This is a genomic window from Novosphingobium sp. BL-A-41-Hi4A-0G (assembly GCF_055521735.1).
In genome coordinates this window covers 2,667,772-2,687,500 of sequence record NZ_CM145501.1, presented here as the reverse complement: position 1 = coordinate 2,687,500, position 19,729 = coordinate 2,667,772, and the positions used below count along the sequence as shown (strand labels likewise).

17 protein-coding genes and 1 pseudogene (1 of these 18 cut by a window edge) are annotated in these 19,729 nt (G+C 64.6%); 9 read left to right on the top strand and 9 right to left on the bottom strand.

Annotated elements, in window-relative coordinates:
- On the bottom strand, positions 1–1,793 hold the 5' portion of the coding sequence (gene acs / locus ACZ1JX_RS12950) for an acetate--CoA ligase (protein ID WP_465123957.1). Its footprint begins 157 nt before the window's first position; 1,793 of the gene's 1,950 nt are visible here — the first part of the coding sequence; the start codon lies at positions 1,791–1,793; its stop codon lies off the left edge, out of view.
- A gap of 226 nt (positions 1,794–2,019) precedes the next feature.
- Here acs and ACZ1JX_RS12945 point away from each other — a divergent pair, with 226 nt between their 5' ends.
- The 6 genes from ACZ1JX_RS12945 to ACZ1JX_RS12920 all read left to right on the top strand — a co-directional run bounded on the left by ACZ1JX_RS12945 (position 2,020) and on the right by ACZ1JX_RS12920 (position 8,067).
- Positions 2,020–2,355 (top strand): DOPA 4,5-dioxygenase family protein, encoded by a 336-nt coding sequence (locus tag ACZ1JX_RS12945; protein ID WP_465123956.1) that lies wholly within the window; start codon positions 2,020–2,022, stop codon positions 2,353–2,355.
- Between the two features lie 258 nt (positions 2,356–2,613).
- Positions 2,614–3,336 (top strand): response regulator transcription factor, encoded by a 723-nt coding sequence (locus ACZ1JX_RS12940; RefSeq protein ID WP_465123955.1) that lies wholly within the window; start codon positions 2,614–2,616, stop codon positions 3,334–3,336.
- Complete coding sequence (locus ACZ1JX_RS12935; RefSeq protein ID WP_465123954.1) at positions 3,336–4,643, top strand: ATP-binding protein; 1,308 nt, start codon at positions 3,336–3,338, stop codon at positions 4,641–4,643. Before ACZ1JX_RS12940 ends, ACZ1JX_RS12935 begins: the two co-directional genes overlap by 1 nt.
- 115 nt (positions 4,644–4,758) lie before the next feature.
- Positions 4,759–5,454: a carbonic anhydrase gene (locus ACZ1JX_RS12930; protein WP_465123953.1), complete on the top strand. Its 696-nt coding sequence runs from the start codon at positions 4,759–4,761 to the stop codon at positions 5,452–5,454.
- Positions 5,451–6,986, top strand: a complete 1,536-nt coding sequence (locus tag ACZ1JX_RS12925) for a SulP family inorganic anion transporter (protein WP_465123952.1) — start codon at positions 5,451–5,453, stop codon at positions 6,984–6,986. The genes ACZ1JX_RS12930 and ACZ1JX_RS12925 overlap by 4 nt, the downstream gene beginning before the upstream one ends.
- Before the next feature lie 226 nt (positions 6,987–7,212).
- The gene (locus ACZ1JX_RS12920; RefSeq protein WP_465123951.1) at positions 7,213–8,067 is read left to right on the top strand and encodes a TorF family putative porin; all 855 of its coding nucleotides are present in this window, start codon (positions 7,213–7,215) and stop codon (positions 8,065–8,067) included.
- Between the two features lie 86 nt (positions 8,068–8,153).
- On the opposite strand, the gene ACZ1JX_RS12915 is transcribed toward ACZ1JX_RS12920, so the two are convergent.
- The 8 genes from ACZ1JX_RS12915 to ACZ1JX_RS12880 form a co-directional block, all read right to left on the bottom strand.
- Positions 8,154–9,506 (bottom strand): alginate export family protein, encoded by a 1,353-nt coding sequence (locus tag ACZ1JX_RS12915; RefSeq protein ID WP_465123950.1) that lies wholly within the window; start codon positions 9,504–9,506, stop codon positions 8,154–8,156.
- Positions 9,503–10,210: a YoaK family protein gene (locus tag ACZ1JX_RS12910; RefSeq protein WP_465123949.1), complete on the bottom strand. Its 708-nt coding sequence runs from the start codon at positions 10,208–10,210 to the stop codon at positions 9,503–9,505. Before ACZ1JX_RS12910 ends, ACZ1JX_RS12915 begins: the two co-directional genes overlap by 4 nt.
- Positions 10,211–10,239: 29 nt before the next feature.
- A complete protein-coding gene (locus ACZ1JX_RS12905; RefSeq protein WP_465123948.1) occupies positions 10,240–10,668 on the bottom strand; it encodes a DoxX family protein in 429 nt (142 codons plus the stop codon).
- A gap of 4 nt (positions 10,669–10,672) precedes the next feature.
- Positions 10,673–12,520 carry an amidohydrolase gene (locus tag ACZ1JX_RS12900; protein ID WP_465126411.1) on the bottom strand — a complete coding sequence of 616 codons (1,848 nt, stop codon included), beginning with the start codon at positions 12,518–12,520 and terminating at the stop codon, positions 10,673–10,675.
- 98 nt (positions 12,521–12,618) lie between these two features.
- Complete coding sequence (locus ACZ1JX_RS12895; protein WP_465123947.1) at positions 12,619–12,864, bottom strand: DUF1427 family protein; 246 nt, start codon at positions 12,862–12,864, stop codon at positions 12,619–12,621.
- Between the two features lie 31 nt (positions 12,865–12,895).
- The gene (locus ACZ1JX_RS12890) at positions 12,896–13,573 is read right to left on the bottom strand and encodes a hydrolase (RefSeq protein ID WP_465123946.1); all 678 of its coding nucleotides are present in this window, start codon (positions 13,571–13,573) and stop codon (positions 12,896–12,898) included.
- A gap of 24 nt (positions 13,574–13,597) precedes the next feature.
- Positions 13,598–14,080 carry a DNA starvation/stationary phase protection protein Dps gene (gene dps / locus ACZ1JX_RS12885; protein ID WP_465123945.1) on the bottom strand — a complete coding sequence of 161 codons (483 nt, stop codon included), beginning with the start codon at positions 14,078–14,080 and terminating at the stop codon, positions 13,598–13,600.
- Positions 14,081–14,084: 4 nt separating this feature from the next.
- Positions 14,085–14,915, bottom strand: a complete 831-nt coding sequence (locus tag ACZ1JX_RS12880; protein ID WP_465126410.1) for an alpha/beta fold hydrolase — start codon at positions 14,913–14,915, stop codon at positions 14,085–14,087.
- Positions 14,916–15,243: 328 nt separating this feature from the next.
- On the opposite strand from ACZ1JX_RS12880, the gene ACZ1JX_RS12875 reads away from it, so the two are divergent.
- From ACZ1JX_RS12875 to ACZ1JX_RS12865, 3 genes and pseudogenes are all read left to right on the top strand, one after another.
- The gene (locus tag ACZ1JX_RS12875; RefSeq protein ID WP_465123944.1) at positions 15,244–15,879 is read left to right on the top strand and encodes a response regulator transcription factor; all 636 of its coding nucleotides are present in this window, start codon (positions 15,244–15,246) and stop codon (positions 15,877–15,879) included.
- The gene (locus ACZ1JX_RS12870) at positions 15,869–18,910 is read left to right on the top strand and encodes a ligand-binding sensor domain-containing protein (RefSeq protein WP_465123943.1); all 3,042 of its coding nucleotides are present in this window, start codon (positions 15,869–15,871) and stop codon (positions 18,908–18,910) included. The genes ACZ1JX_RS12875 and ACZ1JX_RS12870 overlap by 11 nt, the downstream gene beginning before the upstream one ends.
- 195 nt (positions 18,911–19,105) lie before the next feature.
- A pseudogene (locus ACZ1JX_RS12865) lies at positions 19,106–19,648 on the top strand (Rieske 2Fe-2S domain-containing protein); the annotation flags it as partial.
- Between the last annotated feature and the right edge of the window lie 81 nt (positions 19,649–19,729).

Sequence of the window (19,729 nt, the reverse complement as noted above, 5' to 3'; positions counted from 1 at the left end):
GGGGCGAACTGGATCACGTCGGGCGTGGCGATCGGACCGATCTCGTGGCGAACCCACTGGATCAGTTCCTTGCGCAGGGCCTCGTCGGGCTCGACTTCGGCGTTGCAGGTGACGAAAGCGTAGATGCCCTGACCCTTGATGTCGTGCGGCATGCCGACGACCGCCGCTTCGGCTACCTTGGCATGGGCGACGAGCGCGCTCTCGATCTCGGCGGTGCCCATGCGGTGGCCCGAGACGTTGATCACGTCGTCGATGCGGCCAGTGATCCAGTAGTAGTCTTCCTCGTCGCGGCGGCAGCCGTCACCGGTGAAATAGAGGCCCTTGAATGTGCTGAAATAGGTCTGGAAGAAGCGCTCGTGATCGCCCCAGACGGTGCGCATCTGGCCTGGCCAGGAGTCGGTGATGACAAGGCAGCCGTCTGTCGCGCCCTCGAGGAAATTGCCTTCGTTGTCGACCAGCGCGGGCTTGACGCCGAAGAACGGGCGCGAGGCCGAACCCGGCTTCAGAGGGGTCGCTCCGGGCAGCGGCGTGATCATCGCGCCGCCGGTTTCGGTCTGCCACCAGGTATCGACGATCGGGCAGCGGCTGTCGCCCACGACCTTGTGGTACCATTCCCATGCCTCGGGATTGATCGGTTCGCCCACGCTGCCCAGCAGGCGCAGCGACTGACGGCTCGTCTTCTTCACCCATTCGTCGCCTTCGCGCATCAGTGCGCGCAGGGCGGTGGGGGCGCCGTAGAAGATCTCGACCTTGAATTTGTCGACAACCTGCCAGAAGCGCGAGGGATCGGGGAAGTTGGGGACGCCCTCGAACATCACTGTGGTCGCGCCGTTCATGAGGGGACCATAGACGACGTAGGAGTGGCCGGTGACCCAGCCGATGTCGGCAGCGCACCAGTAGATCTGGCCGGGCCTATAGTCGAACACGTACTGGTGCGTCATCGACGCCCAAACCGAGTAACCGCCGGTAGTGTGGAGGACGCCCTTGGGCTTGCCCGTGGAGCCCGAGGTGTAGAGGATGAACAGCGGGTCTTCCGCGCCCATTTCCTCAGGCGCGCAATCGCCGCTCTGTCCGGCAATCCCGGAGGCCCAGTCGACATCGCGGCCCTCGACCAGGTTCACGTTGGCGCCGGTGCGGCGAAGCATGATCACCGTATCGACGGCGGGGCACTGCTGCAGGGCTTCGTCGACATTGGCCTTGAGCGGCACCTTGCGCCCGCCACGCAGGCCTTCGTCCGCCGTCAGGACGATGCGGCTGTCGCAGTCGATGATGCGTCCCGCCAGGGCATCGGGGCTGAAGCCGGCAAACACGATGGAGTGGATCGCGCCGATGCGCGCACAGGCGAGCATGGCGACGGCGGCTTCGGGCACCATCGGCAAGTAGATCGTCACGCGCTCGCCGCGCTTGACCCCGCGCGACTTGAGCAGATTGGCAAAGCGGCTGACATCTTCGTGCAACTGGCGGTAGGTGATCGCGCGATGCGGCTCGTCAAGGCCATCGGGCTCCCACAGGATCGCGACCTGATCGCCGCGGGTCGCCAGATGGCGGTCAAGGCAATTGGCCGAGAGGTTGAGCGTGCCGTCCTCGAACCAGCGAATGCCGAAGTCGGCCTCGTGGAATGAGGTGTTCTTGACCTTGGTGAAGGGCCTGATCCAGTCGAGCCGCTTGCCGTGTTCGGCCCAGAAGCTTTCCGGGGCCTCAACCGACTGGCGGTACATCTCGAAATAGCGCGCCTCGTCGACCAGCGCGTTGGCGGCCCATTGCGCCGGGACCGGGTAGACTGCCTCGCCCATGTCAGACTCTCCTCACGAATGCTTGCTCTTGCCGACAGGTCTACCGTTTGCCGGGCCGTCGGGCTTTTAGACAATAGTCGTAGAACCAGACCCTGTGAAAGCCCGGAAGGCAAGTGTCTGCCAAACCCGTCACGCAGCAGGATGTTGCGAATTTGCTGCCATGCGCTCCACCATTGACGCGGGTGCGCCTCTTGCCTTGGCGATCAGTGCAAGCCATCAGCGCGACATGGCAGAGTTTCGCGATTATCACGCCCACATCTATTTCGATCCGCATGAAGCCGGTGAAGCCGAGCGCCTTTGTCTGGCGATGCGCGAAGCGCTGGGAGTGGCGATGGGACGCGTGCATTCCCGCCCGGTCGGGCCACATCCGCGAGGATCATGCCAGATGACAATCCCTGCAGACCGCATTGGCGAAGCGTTGCCGTGGATGATGGACAATCGAGGCCGGTTCACCGTGTTCTGCCATGGCAACAGTGGCGATGATCTTGCCGATCACACCGCCCATGTGATGTGGCTTGGCGATAGCGAAACATTAAATCTCGCTCAATTCGGAGTGAAATGATCACATTCTGCATTTTAGCAACACTTTGTCGTGAATGCGCCCGTTGCCCGCAAAAGCACCGTCCCAGCTAGAGTTCGTGCAGTTCGGTATGGGGATCATCTGGAAGAAGCCGGGACTTTGAAGGCCTTTCACGGCTTTCAATCGCCGGCATTCCACCAGATCCAATCGATCTGCCGCGTTCGACACTGCTCTTCAACCTTGGCACCACGTACGCCGCTGCTATCGTGAACCGTGCTGCCGCAATCGCGCTGGGAACTTATGCAATCTCCATCGATCGTACTGGTAGAAGACGACGGTCCGCTGCGGACACTCACCGCCCGCGCCTTGCGGGAAAACGGTTACACGGTGCGCACGGCTGCAACGGGCGCGGAAATGTGGGTGGCGCTGGAAAGCGAGCCTGCCGATCTCGTGGTGCTGGACATCATGCTTCCGGGGACCAGCGGGATCGAACTGTTCCGCCGACTGCGCAAGCAGAGCGACGTGCCGATAATTTTCGTTTCTGCCCGCGGCAGCGAGGAAGACCGTGTGCTCGGCCTCGAACTGGGTGCCGACGATTACCTGCCAAAGCCCTTCAGCACACGCGAACTGGTTGCCCGCATCGGCGCAGTCCTGCGCCGAGGTACCACCGCCGTCACCGACACTGCGGGCGACACCGGCAGCCGCAGCGGCGATATCCGCTTTGATGGCTGGACCGTCTCGATGGCGCGGCGCGAACTCCATTCGCCGAGCGGGGCCATGGTCGACCTGACCGGAGCGGAATTCGACTTGCTGGCAACCTTCATCAGCCAGCCCCAGCGCGTCCTCGGGCGCGAGCGCCTGATCGAACTGTCACGCACTCGCCTGGGTGACAGTTCCGACCGCAGCGTCGACGTGCTGGTCAGCCGTCTCCGCCGCAAGCTGTCGGCGGCAGGAGGCAATGCGCCGATCGTCACGGTTCGCGGGGTCGGTTACATGTTCAAGGCAGAGGTGCAGCGCGCCTGATGCTTGCGCGCCGGTTTGGCCTGCCCGAGCGGCTGCTTGCGATCCTGCTGCTTGTCGCGCTCGTCGACTTCGCGGCGAACACCCTGCTTTTTGAACGTGCCAGCCGCTTTGCGCTGCGCGAGGATGATGCGGCCCGCGTGGCCGAGAATCTCGTCATCGCCAGCCGGGCGATCGGACGCGCGCCGGTGGCGGAGCGGCGACAAGTGGCCAGGGCGCTCAGCTCCAGCCGCTTCGCGCTCGACTGGCAGCCGTCCGGTGCCCGGCCGACCGGTTCCGTCCAGCTTTCCCGGTTGCGCGAGCAGATGGTTGAGGATGCGACGGAGCTTGGCCATGCCGACCTTCAGCTGCATCTGAGGCCTGTCGGTGTTGCCGGAAATGTCTCCGGCTCGCTGCTTCTGCCTGACCGCAGCGTCGTTCTGTTCCAGACTTACGCCAGCGATGCCTGGAGTCTGAACGCCGGTCGGATCATCACGCTGATGTTGCCTACGCTGGCGCTGGTTCTGTTGGCATGGGTGCTGTTTCGGGCAACGCTTTCCCCGCTGCGCGCACTGGTTCGTGCTTCAAAGACCGTCGGGGCAGGGCCGCCACAGCCCTTGCCCGAGCAAGGTACTGCCGAAGTGCGCGACCTGATCCATGCGTTCAACGAGATGCAGCAGCGGGTCTATGAATCGATGACCAATCGCACGCACTCGATGCTGGCTATCGGGCACGACCTGCGCACGCCGCTTGCCCGAATGCAACTGCGCGTCGAGGGTCTCGATCTCGACGACGAAACGCGCGAGGGGATGAGCGCTGACCTTGGCGAGATGCGCCACATGCTCGAATCCCTCCAGGCCTTCGTCGAAACCGGCGGCTCGCGCCTGCCTGCCGAGCGAGTCGACGTTGCGGTCATGACGCAGACGCTGGTCGATACTGCCGCGGACAATGGCAGCGATGCGACGTTTCACGGGCTTGAAAGCCTAGAGATCGTTGCCCGTCCGGTGTCGTTGCGGCGGGCGCTTTCCAACCTGATCGAGAACGCGCTGCACTATGCCGGAAACGTCAGGGTCACGGTGCGGCGGGACGGGGACTTGGCCGAGATCGTCATCGAGGATGACGGGCCCGGCATTCCCGGCGACCGGCTCGACGACGTGCTGCAACCCTTCGTGCGACTCGACTCCGCCCGCTCTCGCGATACGCCCGGCATGGGCCTTGGACTGGCCATAGTCCGTCGCGCGGTGCAGCTCGACAATGGCACGTTGCACTTGCGCAATCGTCCTACGGGTGGGCTGATCGCGACCTTGCGCTTTCCACTCGCGACCAGCTGAGGTGCCTGCAACACTTCGTAACGCATGCGCGCCGAAACAGAAAGAGACGAGGCATACTTTGGTTATGGTTTTGACAATCCAGCAGGATTGCCCGCCTTAACGAAAGGTTCCTTGCGTGAACGAACTCATCGGTCGTGTCTTCAGCTTCGAGAAGACTGTCTTTCCCGACAGCCGCGAATTGTTCGGCAAGCTCGTCAGCGAAGGGCAATCGCCAAAGGCGCTGATGATCTCCTGCGCGGATTCGCGCATCGTGCCCGAACAGATCATGCAGGCAGAGCCGGGTGAACTGTTCGTCTGTCGCAATGCGGGCAACATGGTCCCGCCCTTTGCCACGATGAATGGCGGGGTGACATCGACGGTCGAGTACGCGGTGATGGCGCTGGGCGTGCGTGACATCATCGTCTGCGGTCACTCCGACTGCGGCGCGATGAAGGCGCTTTCGGCGCCCGAACTGCCCGAAGGGATGCCCAACGTCGTTGCCTGGCTGCGCCATGGCGCGGCGGCCGAGCATGTCGTCTCCAGTTGCTCGCCCAACCTTCATGGCGACGAGCGTGTGCGTGCGGTCAGCCTGCAGAACGTGATCGCACAGCTGGCGCACTTGCGCACGCATCCCTCGGTCGCCGCAGCAATCGCGCGCGGCGAGATGGCGCTGCATGGCTGGTTCGTCGACATCAGCGCAGGGATGGTGCTGGGCCTTGATGGCGAAACCGGCGAGTTCTCACCGCTGCGCGAGGACAAGCCGCTGCCGGTGGCCCTTCCTGCCCGCCGCCGTTCGGTGATCGACAACTGGACAGCAGAGGCAGCAGAATGACTTCGCCTGCCGCCGATGCAGGTGAGCGCAGCGGTCCATTCCGCTTTCTTGCCCGCGACCTGACCGCCTCGATCGTGGTCTTTCTCGTCGCCATGCCGCTGTGCATGGGCATCGCCATCGCCTCGGGCGTGCCGCCAGAGAAGGGACTGGTCACCGGGATCATCGGCGGCATCGTCGTGGGTCTGCTTGCAGGGTCGCCGCTGCAGGTCAGCGGTCCGGCCGCCGGGCTTGCGGTCATCGTGTTCGAATTCGTGCGCGACAACGGCCTCTCGGCGCTGGGGCCGGTGCTCGTGCTGGCAGGTGCGCTCCAGCTCATTGCGGGCGTCGCGCGCCTCGGTGGGGTGTTCCGGGCGATTTCGCCGGCGGTCGTGCACGGCATGCTCGCCGGGATCGGCGCGCTGATCGTGATCGGCCAGTTCCACATCCTGTTTGATGCCAAGCCCCAGTCCAACGGGATCGACAATCTGGCGATGATGCCTGCCCGCGTCCTTGGCCTGACGCCGTTCGATCTGCGCTCGACCGAACTTGCGCTGATGCTCGGCCTGCTGACCATCGGCACGATGATCGCGTGGGAGAAGCTCAAGCCCGCGAGCCTGGGCCTGCTGCCGGGCGCGCTGCTTGGCGTTCTTGCTGCTACGCTTGTGGCGTGGGGAGCAGGGCTAGACGTTGCCCGCATCGTGGTACCCGATTCGATCGGTGCCGCCTTCGCCCTGCCCGACGGGGGCTTCCTTGCGCCGCTGACCCAGGGATCGCTGATCGTCTCGGCCATTGCCATCGCCTTCATCGCCAGCGCCGAAACGCTGCTCTCGGCCGCTGCGGTCGACCGCATGCACGACGGCACGCGCACCGACTACAACAAGGAACTGCGCGCGCAAGGCGTGGGCAATCTGCTGTGCGGGGTGTTCAACGCACTGCCGATGACCGGCGTGATCGTGCGCAGTTCGGCCAATGTCCAGGCAGGTGCCAAGACGCGGCTCTCGGCCATGGTCCACGGCGTGTGGATCCTCGGCTTCGTGGCCCTGCTGCCCTTCATCCTGCGCGAAGTGCCGATGGCGGCGCTGGGCGGGGTGCTGGTGGTGACGGGCTGGAAGCTGGTCAGCCTGAAGCAGGTGCGCCGTCTGTTCGAGGTTCACGGCTTCATGCCCGCCCTGATCTGGGCGGCGACGTTTGCGCTTGTGGTGACGACCGACCTGCTCACCGGCGTGCTGGTCGGCCTGGCGCTTTCAGCGCTTGAACTCGTGCCGCATCTGCGAAATCTACGATTCAAGGTCGGCGAGACCACGATCGGCGAGACGGTTCGGCTCGAGCTCGAGGGGGCGGCGACGTTCCTTGGCCTGACCCGCCTGACGAGCGCTCTTGAGCAGGTTCCGCCGCGCAAGGCTGTGCACGTCGACCTCGAACGGGTTCATGCCATGGACCATACGACAGCCGAAATGCTCACCGAATGGCTGGCCCGCCGCCGTTTGCGGGGGGACGAAGTGCGCGTGACCGGGCCCGATGCCATCCTGCGGCCCCTGACGCCGGCCGCTTGATCATCGCCCCCGCCGCCCCGCCCCCTCAGGCGGGGGCGACCTGATGCCAAAATACCACGGCTCCCTGTCGATAAGGCAGGGAGCCGATTTGCGTGCGACATTCGATCTTGCAGTGCAGCAAATCGGGATGTAGGAAACGACTCATCTGCAGTGACGTCGCTCCATGAGAAGCGCTCGCACGGCAGACGCAGGTGGAACGTGATAACCTATCCAGGGAGCGTTCCGTATGAAGTTCCGTCTTGCCGCAGCTGTGGCACCTGTCGCCCTCGCACTCTTTGCGACCCCCGCCTTCGCTCAGGAAGCGGAAGAATCCAAGCCCATCACCGTTTCGGGCAGCGTCGGCCTCGTGTCCGACTATCGCTTCCGCGGCGTTTCGCAGTCCGACCGCTCGATGGCGGTTCAGGGTGGCCTGACGATCGCGCATGAAAGCGGCTTCTACATCGGGACCTGGGGTTCGAACCTCGCCGGTTGGGGCACCTTCGGCGGCGCCAACATGGAGCTCGACCTGATCGCCGGCTACAAGAAGACACTCGGCGACGCCACGATCGACGTCGGCGCGACCTGGTACATGTATCCGCGCGGCTTCGACAACACCGACTTCATCGAGCCCTACTTCAAGGTTTCCGGTTCGCTCGGCCCGGCATCGCTCACCGCCGGTATCGCCTATGCACCGAAGCAGGAAGCGCTTGGCGCATGGTATGCTGACGGCGCTGCCGCTGCTGCCGGCGTCTACACCGCTCCCGGCGACAAGAACGACAACCTCTATGTCTGGACCGACGCTGCCGCCGGCATCCCGGACACCGGCCTGACGCTGAAGGCGCACATCGGTTACTCGAAGGGCAACGAAGGCCTCGGGCCGTTCGCAACCTCGGTTGCTCCGACCGGCGAATACGTCGACTGGTCGCTGGGTGCCGACTACGCGATCAAGGGCACTCCGCTGACGCTGGGCGTTTCCTACATCGACACCAACATCAGCGATGCCGAAGCTGCTTACCTCCAGCCGAGCTTCTCGCGCGGCCAGGACGGTATCGGCTCGATCGCCGGCTCGACCGTCGTGGTTTCGCTGACTGCTGCGTTCTGATCCGAACAGCACCTGCTGGAAATGGGACCCTCTCTTCCTTCGGGAAGGGAGGGTTTTCCTTTTCGGGAGCCCGAGCTTCTTGCAGGCTACAGTTTATAGGTTGCTTCGAGCCCCGCCATGTAGATCGGCGATGCCGGGCCGCTTTGCTGCAGATAGGAGCCGGCCGTGAACGTGGCGATGGAGCCGGACAGCGTCAGGACGCTGCTCGCATTCCATTGCACGCCGAGCTCGATCTGGTTGCCGATATGCCCTGCCGTTGACGGACTTGCGGCGCGGATTTCGCTGCCGGGCAAGTCGTAGATGCCGTCACGAACCGATGCGCGCCAGAAGCTTGCGGCTGAGACCTCCAGCGTAACCCCTCCACCGGCATCGATGTCGATGCTGGGGTTCACGTTGAAGATGTTGCGCGGGCCGATTGGCGTCAGTTCTCCGAAGTAACGGCCCTTGGGGAACAGGGCGTTGAAGGTTCCCAGCACGTGGTCGTCCGGGCTTCTGTCGCCACTGGCGTAGTTTGCGCGCAGACGAAGGCGAGGCCGGAGTTTCGTGTCGGGAAAGCTGATCGCGGTTTCGGTTGCTTGCGACCATGCGCGGATGCTCTTGTTGGCAAAAGTGCCGCGCTGGATCATGGTTTCCCAGTTCCATGCCAGACGGGCATGGCGGCCGATGGAATGGTGGCCGAACAGGCGTAGGCCGAAAGTGTCGCGCCGTTCCGCTCCAGTCACGGTGCCGTAACGGGTGGTCTTGTTGCGGTATCCGATCCAGTAGAGATCGACTGCCGCGTCAGGAGTGGGTTTGAGTGTGGCATAGACCGCGCGCAGTCGCCGCCGGTCGGAGGCGTGATCGTCGAAATCGCCCGGCTTTATCTCGACGGCGCGCAAGTCCATCAGGTCGAGGCGCAACCGGCCCAAATCGGAAGTCGCGCGGACGCCATCGAAGGGTTGCGGGATGTTCGGACCATAGCGCCTGCCGATCAGACGTTCCGACCCGAGCGCGACCAGTTCCCGCCCGCCGCGCAGGGTGAGCTTCGTGCCTTCGCCGAGAGACAGGTTGAGGTCGGCGAAGCCCTGCAGCAGGTCGATACCGGTCTGATCGGCAGGCCCGTTCCCGCCATTGACGCCTCGGGCGTAGCCGATGATCGGCTGGACGAAGGCGCGTACCGGACCAGCATGAAGATCGGCGAGGGGCATCAGCCGCAGCCACAGATACCCGTCATCAGGCGCATCGCCCCAGAGGCTGTTGGCATAACTCTCCTGCCGCGCGCGGGCCTCCAAGCCGAGAGTCAGTCGCCCTGCGCCCTGTTCATCGAGCGGGAGGTTCTTCAGACCGGCGGGCTGGAGCGACCAATCCTCGTCGTAGCGAAGATTCGTGCGATCCGGCACATCGGCGAGCGCGGGTGTCGCGAGGGCGAGGCCAGTCAGGACGATCAGGCGACCGATCATTTTCGCTGCAGTTCGGCCATTTGCGGATGCCGCACGAAAATCGTCGTGGCGACGAGCACGACGCCGCCTGTTAGCAGCAAGGTTGGGCCGAGGCCGAGGGCGTGAAAGAGCAGGGCACCGGCTGCGGCACCGGCAACGATGGCGAGGACGGCACCAAGCCGCGCGGGAAGGTTTGATGTCGTGCCGGACGCCGAGCGGGAATCCGCCGCTATGCCGGTGATCGTCAGGGTCAGAACGGTTGTGGTGAGGTCAGGCACCTTGAGCTGCCGCACGACGGCATTGCGGAAGCCCATCGCGCCTGCGGTCAGGGCAATGATGCAGGGCAGCAACAGGGCGACGGGCGCATCTGCTCGCGCGGCATAGATGCCAAGCAGGCCGGCGAGGAACAGCAGGCAACTTTCGATCGACGCGGCGAGGACCAGCCAGTGGTTGAGCCGGGGCGTGCCATCGCTGCGCCACAAGCGGCCCGCGATGGCGGCGCCTGCCATGAAGGTGGCAAGCGCCACGACATAGCTTAGGGGATGGAATCCGGGCGTGCCGACCGCAGCGAAGGCAAGGAACACGACGTTGCCCGTCATGTTGGCGGTGAAGACCTTGTCCATGCCCAGGATGCTGGCCGCATCGACCATGCCGGTCGTGGCCGAGAGAACGAGAAGCAGGCGGAACAGTGGCGCCGGCGTCTTGAGTGGCACGCTCTGATTCATGTTATCTCCTTCGCGCACCCGGGAAACGGTCAAGGTCTTCGTTGTCTCCGGGCCTGCTCGGCAACCAGCGCGGCGAGAATGAACCCTCCGACAAGGCCGACATGCTCGAAGAAGGCGTTGGTCGCCGCGAAGCGCTCCTGGCCGGCCATGGTCCAGAAGGCGTTGGCGACGAAGGCTGCGAGCAAGGTGAACGTGCCGAGCATCCCGGCCCCAAGCCAGACCATCCGGCCCCACAGGATCAGCATGGGGCCGACGATTTCGACCGCGATGGTCAGACCCGCCCAGAGCGCTGGCGGATTCATGCCGAAATGCGCCTGCTCTGCGACGGCTGCAGGCCAGTCGGCCAGCTTGACCAGCCCGCCGATAAGGTAGGCCCCGACCAGCAGCAGCCGGGCGAGGAACCATGTCGGCGGCCAGTCGAGCACGGCGTGGATCAGGCGGGGTTCGGCATCGCGCATGGGATCAGACCGCCCAGCAGCCACAGCCCAGCGCGCCCCAGAAGCTTTGCACGTCAGAAGACGGGACACTGGAGGCGAGCGCTGCGGCGTGGTCGTGGCCGTGCACGCCGCAGGCCGTGGCGCAACCGCAGGCGCTGGCCATCTTCGCCGCCGTTTGCGGCTCTCGGTAGTAGCCTCCAAAGGTGCGGACCGGGGACCAGTCCGGCATGGGGGCAGGCAATGCCGGGGCTAGTGGTCCGAAATCGCCTTCGCCATGCACGATCTTTCCGCCCAGCAGGGTGAGCACGGCGCGGATGTGCGGGATGTCCTCGTCGGGCACGGTGAAGTAGTCCGCCGAAAGCAGGGCGCAATCGGCAAGCTGCCCGGCCTTGATCTGGCCCTTCTTGCCCGTTTCGCTGGAGAACCAGGTGTTTTCGTGCGTCCACATCGCCAGCGCCTTTTCACGGGCAACGCGGTTGGCGCCAGGATAGAGCGAAAGACCGCCGACGGTGCGCCCGGTGACCAGCCACGAGAGCGAGACCCACGGGTTGTAGCTGGCAACGCGGGTGGCATCGGTGCCTGCACCGACTGGCAGGCCAGCAGCGATCATCCGGGCGATGGGCGGGGTGCGTTCGGCTGCGCGGCGGCCATAACGCTCGACGAAGTATTCGCCCTGATAGGCCATGCGGTGCTGCACGGCGATACCGCCACCCAGCGCGGCGATGCGGTCGATGTTGCGTTCACTGATCGTCTCGGCGTGGTCGAAGAACCAGTTGATGCCTTGGAGGGGCACGTCGCGGTTGACCTTCTCATAAATGTCGAGCGCGCGACCGATGGTCTCGTCGTAGGTGGCGTGCAGGCGCCACGGCCAGCGGTTCTCGGCCAGCAGGCGGATGACGGGTTCGAGATCGCCTTCCATCGAGGGCGGCATGTCGGGCCGCGCCACGCGGAAGTCCTCGAAGTCGGCGGCGGAATAGACCAGCATCTCGCCCGCGCCGTTGTGGCGGTAGGTATCGTCGCCCTGCCCCGGCTTGACCTGCTTTACCCAACCGGCAAAGTCGGCAAGCTCTTCCTTCGGTTTCTGGGTGAACAGGTTGTAGCTGATGCGCACGGTCAGTTGCCCGTCGTCATGCAGCTTCTCGATCACGCGGTAATCGTCCGGGTAGTTCTGGAAACCGCCGCCCGCGTCGATCACACTGGTCACGCCCAACGAATTGACCTCCCGCATGAAGTGGCGGGTGGAATTGATCTGGTAGTCCTCGGGCAGCTTCGGCCCCTTGGCCAGCGTCGAATAGAGGATCGTCGCGTTGGGCTGGGCGAGCAGCAGCCCGGTGGGATTGCCGGCGGCATCGCGCACGATCTCTCCGCCCGGAGGATTGGGCGTGTCCTTGCCATAGCCGACCACGCGCAGCGCTGCGGCATTGAGCAGGGCGCGGTCGTAAAGGTGGAGGATGAATACCGGCGTATCGGGGGCGACAGCGTTTAGCTCGGCAAGCGTGGGCAGGCGCTTTTCGGCAAACTGGTGCTCGGTGAAGCCGCCAACGACGCGCACCCATTGCGGTGCAGGCGTGCGGTCAACCTGGGCTTTCAGCATCGCCATGGCATCGGCGAGCGTCGGCACGCCGTCCCAGCGCAGCTCCATGTTGAAGTTCAGCCCGCCCCGAATGATGTGCATATGGCTGTCGATAAGTCCGGGGATCATCCGGCGTCCGCGCGCGTCGATCACGGTCGCATCGGGTGCAGCGGCGCGCACTTCGGCCTCGGGGCCAACCGCCAGAAAACGTCCATCGCGGATCGCCACGGCCTCGGCGCGGGGGTTCTCGCGGTCGAGCGTGGTGACGAGGGCGTTCACGATGATCAGGTCGTCGCGCATGGTGCTGGGCTTTCTGTCGGTGGCGCGGGCGAGGCCGGGGAGCAGGGAAAGGGCCGAGGCGCCAAGAGCCCCGGCGAGCGTATCGCGGCGCGTGGCGCTCATGGCTTTTCGTCCGGCGCAGGCGGGAGGCCGGTCACCCGTTCGGCGCATGTGGTCTTCCAGAACGAAGCAACCTCCTGCCCATGGATCACCCGTTTCGCGAGCGGCACGGCCTGTTCGCCCAGCAACATGCCGAGCAAGCCCAGCAAGGCGACCGCAGGAGGGGCGGGCGATCGCGTGCCGAGCAGGCTGTAGAGCGCACCGACCAGAAGTCCGATGCCGAGGGCTACGAGATAGGGTTTCATGGGCAGGAGGCTCCCTTGGGCCTTGGGGAGATCAATGGCCTTCGGGGTGGGGTGCTTCGTGCGGGAACGCGCCGCGCTGCGGGGCCTTGTGGACCATGGTGTAGGCGTAATCGACGCCCATGCCGTAGGCACCGAGGTGCTCGCGCACGATGTCCATCACGCCGTTGTAGGTATCGCGATGCGCCCAGTCGCGCTGGAGTTCGAGCAGGGCGTTGATGGTGGTCAGCGAATGCGCGCCGGCCTGTACCATGCGGCGGATTGCCGCATCATGCGCTTCCTGAGACGTGCCGCCCGAGGCATCGGTGACGATGTAGATCTCGAAGCCTTCCTCGATGGCGCAGAGCGTCGGGAACAGCAGGCAAGCCTCGGTCCACAGCGCGCAGATCACCAGCTTCTTCTTGCCACTGGCCTTGACCTGCGCGACGAGCTCATCGGAGTCCCACGAGTTCATCGAGGTGCGCTCGATCGGCTTTTGCTGCACCACGTCCAGCAACTCGGGCCAGATGTAGCCCGAGAAGGACTCGGTCTCGACCGCGGTCAGGATGATCGGCACGTTGAAGAGTTTGGCCGACTTGGCCAGCGCCACGGTGTTGTTCTTGAGCGTCTGGCGGTCGATGCTGGTGACGCCGAACGCCATCTGCGGCTGGTGGTCGATGAAGATGAACAGCGTGTCGTCGGCGTTGATCAGCGTCTTGGATCGGAAGGACATGGGAATCTCCTTGGGAGTGAGAGGTCAGTGGGCCTGGAGGTGGGCTTCGAGGAACCAGAGCTGCTTGTCGGTCTCGCGCGAGACCTGGGTGAACAGGTCTGCAGTATCGGCATCGCCGATCACGCCAGCCTGATCGATCGCCGCGCGCACGGCCTTGCCGAACGCGCCAATGCTGGCGGAGAGCGCCTTGAGGTGCGCCTCGCCGCCCGTGGCTTCGAGCGGGTAGCCATAGAGTGTGGTGGCCGAAGCGGTGGTGTTGACGCGCCCGTCCGCGACGTGCCCGAGCGTGGTGATGCGTTCGGCGAGCAGGTCGACGAACTGCTCGATCTCGTCGTGCACGCTGTCGAACAGCTGGTGCAGCTGGAGGAAGTGTGGCCCTTTGACGTTCCAGTGCGCCTGCTTGGCCTGCGCTTCCAGATCGAGCGCGTCGGACAGGCGGGCCTGCAGCAGGGCGCAGGCGTGCTTGCGCACGTGTTCGGACAGGTCGATGCGGCTGGTGTAGGTCATCGCATCAGGCCTTGATGAACGCGAGCAGATCGGCGTTGATCACGTCCGGGTGGGTCGAGGCCATGCCGTGGGGCAGGCCCGGATAGGTCTTGAGCGTGCCCTTCCTGACCAGCTTGATTGCGAGATGCGCAGAATCGGCGATGGGAACGATCTGATCGTCCTCGCCGTGCATGATCAGCACCGGCACGTCGATTTTCCTGAGGTCCTCGGTGAAGTCGGTCTCCGAGAAGGCCTTGATGCAATCATAGTGCGCCTTGGCACCGCCCATCATGCCCTGGCGCCACCAGTTGTCGATCAGGCCCTGGCTGACTTTCGCGCCCGGACGGTTGAAGCCGTAGAACGGGCCGGTCGGCACATCGCGGAAGAACTGTGCGCGGTTGGCGACGAGCGCCGCGCGGAAGCCGTCGAACACGTCCATCGGCAGGCCGCCGGGATTGGCTGGCGTCTTGAGCATTATCGGCGGTACGGCACCGATCAGCACGGCCTTGGCCACGCGGCCGGGACGTGCGCGGGCGGCATAGTGCGCCACTTCGCCGCCGCCAGTGGAATGGCCGACATGTACCGCGCCGCGCAAGTCGAGATGATCGGTCAGCGCGGCGACGTCGGCGGCGTAAGTGTCCATCTCGTTGCCGGTGTCGGTCTGGGTCGAGCGGCCATGGCCCCGCCGGTCATGCGCGATGACGCGGAAGCCCTTGGAGAGGAAGAACAGCATCTGGTTGTCCCAGTCGTCCGCGCTTAGCGGCCAGCCGTGGTGGAACATGATGGCTTGCGCATCCTTCGGTCCCCAGTCCTTGTAGAAGATCTGCGTGCCGTCCTTGGTGGTGATCGTACCCATCCTGCGTTCTCCTGAAGCGGGCGTGTCCTTGGAAAGTGCGAGGGACGGCATGGCGGTGAGCGCTGCCGCAAGTGATCCGGCCGCAAGAAATTCGCGCCGTTCCAATGCGATGCGCGGATGCGCTGGTTCGTCAGCCATGTCGGTTCCCCTTGTTGTGCCACAAGGTTGATCCGCTTCGGACCATGGGGAAACACCCGGTCGGGGGAACCTTTGGCCCGCTTTCGGGTGGCTACCAACCACCACGGGATCGTGATAATCTTCGCGCTGTGACAAGCACTTGCCGGAGCTGGCGGGGTGCGGGCAGCATCTACAGGGGAAGACTTTGCACATGCCGGCGGGGAACGCTGACCCGATCCGCATCCTCGTGGCGGACGATCACCCGATCCTGCGCGAAGGCGTGGCGGCGATCCTCTCGTTGCAAAAGGACATGGAAGTCGCCGGGGAGGCCGAAACGGGTGCGCAGGCCGTGCAACTCTATGACGATTTGCGACCCGATATCGTCCTGATGGACCTGCGCATGCCCGGGATGAACGGCGTCGAGGCGATCGAGAAGATACGCAGCGCCCACCCCGAGGCTCGCATCATCGTGCTCACCACCTATTCGGGGGATGCCAAGGCCCTCGAGGCGATGCGTGCGGGCGCGGCGGGGTTCCTGCTCAAGTCCAGCCTGCGCCGGGAACTGCTCGATGCGATTCGCGCCGTCCACCGCGGCCAGCGCCATCTCCACCCCGAGGTGGCGCAGGACATCGCGCTTCACGCTATCGAGGAATCGCTGAGCCCTCGCGAAGTGGAAATTCTCCAGATGATCGCGGGCGGCCATTCGAACAAGCAGGTGGCATGGCGGCTTGGCGTGGCAGAGGAAACGATCAAGTCCAACATCAAGAGCATATTCGCCAAGCTGAGGGTCAACGATCGCACCCACGCGGTGACGACGGCTGCCAAGCGGGGCATCATTGAACTCTGACCGGCCGCGCACGGCGATGGTGCGGCTGCTGGCAGCGGCACTGCTCGTGGCCATGTCTGGTCCGCCCCTGCCTGCCGCGCCGTCGAGTCCGCGCGAAGCCGCCGGGACCGGCGCATTGCATGGCTTCAAGCTGCGCCACTGGTCGCTTGAGGAAGGCGCGCCAAGCCGGATCAATGCCATCACCCAGTCGCGCGACGGCTTTCTGTGGATCGGCGGGGTGGATGGCCTCGTCCGCTTCGACGGGATTACCTTCGAACGCATCGGACCACCTCCGTCCAGTCCCAACCGCATCGTGGTTGCAAGGCTGCTGGCTGCAAGGGACGGTGCTGTGTGGATCGGGCTGGCGCGGCGCAAGGGCGTGATGGTCTGGCGCGATGGGCGGCTCGCAGATGCGCAGATGCCCAATCCTTCGCGCGAAGTGAACGACATCGCGCAAGGTCCCGACGGCGCAATCTGGGTTACGCGCGGGGGGCGGGGCACGCTGTCGCTGGCGCGTTTTGCCAAAGGGCGCTGGACGGAGTTCGACACCTCGTCCGGCCTGCCTGAAGAGCCTGCCTGGAACCCGCTTTTCTCCAAGGACGGCACGCTCTGGCTGACGACCGAGACCGGCGTGTACCGCAGACCGCCGGGTGCCGAACGGTTCGAGAGCACCGGTATCGCCACCGTTCCCCGCGCGACGCTCGCCGAGGCAGCCGACGGGGCGATATGGCTGACCGACAAGAGCCGGACCCGTCCCATCGCCAAGGGCGCGAAGGTTCTCCCTGAGCAACCGGGCTTCGCCACGCCTTTCGCGATCCGGACACTGTTTGACCGCCATGGCGACTTCTGGGGCGCTACCTGGAGCGACGGTGCGTTCCGGGTCGATCATCTCCGGCCGGACAAGACGGCGCAGATGCTGCGGCTGGACACGAGCAACGGGCTCCTGTCCGACCCCGTGCGCGCGCTGTTCGAGGATCGCGAGGGCAACATCTGGATCGGCGGAGAGATGGGCCTCAACATGCTGCGCCGGGTGCCGATCGCGCAGGCCGCAGGTATCCCGGCAGACCCTGCGACCAACCACATGCTGGCAGCGGATCGCTCGGGCGAGGTCTATGTCGCAGATGATCATGCGCTGTACCGGATACCGCTGAACGGAAATCCGGTTCGGGTCGGCCTGACCATGCGGTTGATCGAGGCGATCTGCACCGCGAACTCAGGCGGTATCTGGGCAATCGAGCGTGGTGGGGCCGTGCTCGTGCGCGAAGGGCGTGTGATCAGGCGCCTTGCCTTGCCGGCAAGCTTTGCCGCCAATTCGTGCGGCGAGGACGGTCAGGGCCGTCTGTGGCTTCCGGCCTTGCAGAAGGGACTCTGGGTTGTCGAGCGGGGCACCGCCACGGCCTATCCCGGGATCGATGCGGCAAAAGCCATTCCCGGCAACGTCGCCGTGCGGCAAGATGGCCGCGCGGCGATCCACTTCAGGGGCATGGCTCCGCAGCTCGCAGGCGGTCCTTTCGACGCACTGGCCGACAGCGACGTGCCGAGTGGTGGCATCGATGGTCTCCTGCCTTCGGGCGACGACTTTTTCACCAGCGGCAATCTCGGACTCTCCGCTCCGTTCCGGCCGGGTGCGCCCTTGCTGTCCGCAACACGCTATCCCTGGGCGAGCTCGCTCAACGGCATGGTCCAGACAAGGTCCGGCGACATCTGGGCCATAGGTGACACGGGGCTTGTCCGGCTCAAGGCCTCAGCGGTCCGCCATGCGTTTGCCCATCCGGGGGCAGAGGTTGCCTTTCGGCAGTTCGATTTCCGTGATGGCCTGGCCAGCTTTGCGCAGAAGTCATCGGGCGCGCAGATCGTAGCCGGGGGCGACGGCCGCATCTGGTTCGCCACTCGCAACAACGTTTCCAGCATCGACCCGGCGATGATCCGGATCAACGACCGCGCTCCGGATGTGATCGTGCGTGGTTTCAGGATTGGGCCCGGCACTTACTACCCTGCGGGGGCAATGCTGCCTGCCGGCACGATGCGGGTCGAGATCGACTACACGGCGACGAGCCTTTCCGTGCCTGAGCGGCTGCGGTTTCGCTATCGCCTGGACAGGGACGGCGCTGTCTGGACTTCGTCGGACAAGCGTACGGCGGCCTTTGACGGTCTCGGCCCCGGCAGATACCGCTTCGAGCTGCTTGCCGCCAACGAAGACGGGGTCTGGAGCAAGCGACCGGCGGTGGCGGAGTTCACCATTGCCAGTGCATTTCACCAAACCTGGTGGTTCCGGATCGCGGTTGTTCTTGCAGCAGGAGCGATGCTCTACGGCTTCTATGAGATGCGCCTGCGGCAGGTTTCGGCGCGCATCAGAAACCGGATGGCTGCGCGCAACAGCGAGCGCGAGCGTATCGCCCGGGAACTGCACGACACCATGATCCAGGGCGTGCAGGGCCTGATCCTGCGCTTCCAGGCCGTGGCCGACAAGTTTGCCGGTGACCCCGATGCACAGGCGGTTCTGCTACCCGCGCTCGAACGCGCCGAGGAAATGCTGGTGGAAGGTCGCGAGAGGGTCACCGGCCTGCGCAACGAGCGATCCCGCAATCTGCATCGCGAACTCAATCGCCTGATGAAGAACGAGATCTACCCGGCCGACCTGATTGCCCCGCTTGTCGTTCAGCGCACGCCAAGACCGATCGCGGAAAGCATGATCGACGATCTCCTTTCCGTCATCGGCGAGGCCCTCAACAACGCCGCCTGCCATTCGGGGGCGAACCGCGTCGATGTCGGGGTGCGCTACGGTCGCTGGGAGTTCTCTGCCTATGTTCGGGACAACGGGATCGGCATAAGCAACGAGACGTTGGCCAAGGGTTCCCCCAAGGGGCATTTCGGTCTGCTCGGCATGCGCGAGCGCATGTTTTCGATTGGTGGGAAGCTGAGCATCGAGAGCGCCGAGGGTTTCGGAACCACGGTTCGCATGATCCTGCCGGCAAAGATCGCCTACAAGCCAGCGCCCGGCAAGTTCATGCAGAAGGTGAGAAACATCCTCCGCACGTTGCAGGCGCGGTAGCAGGGCGGGAGAGCGCATTCAGCCTGAGGCGAGGCATTTTCTGCCGAAAAGCTGTTCCTCCCTCGACCGGTGGGGATGCCGTGTTGCAGGCCACCGCGTCGATGTATCAGCATCGCTGATGCATCCAGACCCCTCAATCGATTACATCTGGCTTCATGAAGCGGCTATCTTTCCTGACCTTTCAGGAAGAGTTTCATGTACCCGTTCAAAAATGGCCAGACCTTCGTAAGGAACCGGTGGTACTTGGCCGGCTTCTCGGACGAGATCAGCCGGCAGCCGATCGAACGGACAATTCTCGGCAAACCCGTGGTCATGTACCGGACTCAAGCGGGGGCGCCGATCGCCTTGTACGGCCTGTGTCCGCATCGCTATTTTCCCTTGGCAAAAGGCTGGGTCGACGGCGATTCCATCGTGTGCGGATATCATGCCTTCGCGTTTGCAGCCGATGGCAAGTGCGTCAGCATTCCTTCCCAGGGAACGGCCGCCGGCTTTTGCCAGCCAAGCTACCCGCTGCGCGAGACCGGCGAACTATGCTGGATCTGGATGGGCGATCCGGATCGCTGTGATCCCGCCCTGATCCCTCCTGTCGAGGACTTCGGCCTCGGCCTGCCGGGCTGGCGCTTCAGCTCTGCAAATCACTTCACCATCAAAGCGAGAGCGCAGTTGCTCATCGACAACCTCATGGACCTGACGCACCTGCCCTATCTGCATCACCACGTGTCCGGAGGGGAGGCGATGAAGGCCATGCCGATGCGCGAGGAATTGCGCGAGCGCAGCTATCGGCTGGTGCGCACCGGCAAGCTGCCCTGGACGGATTTC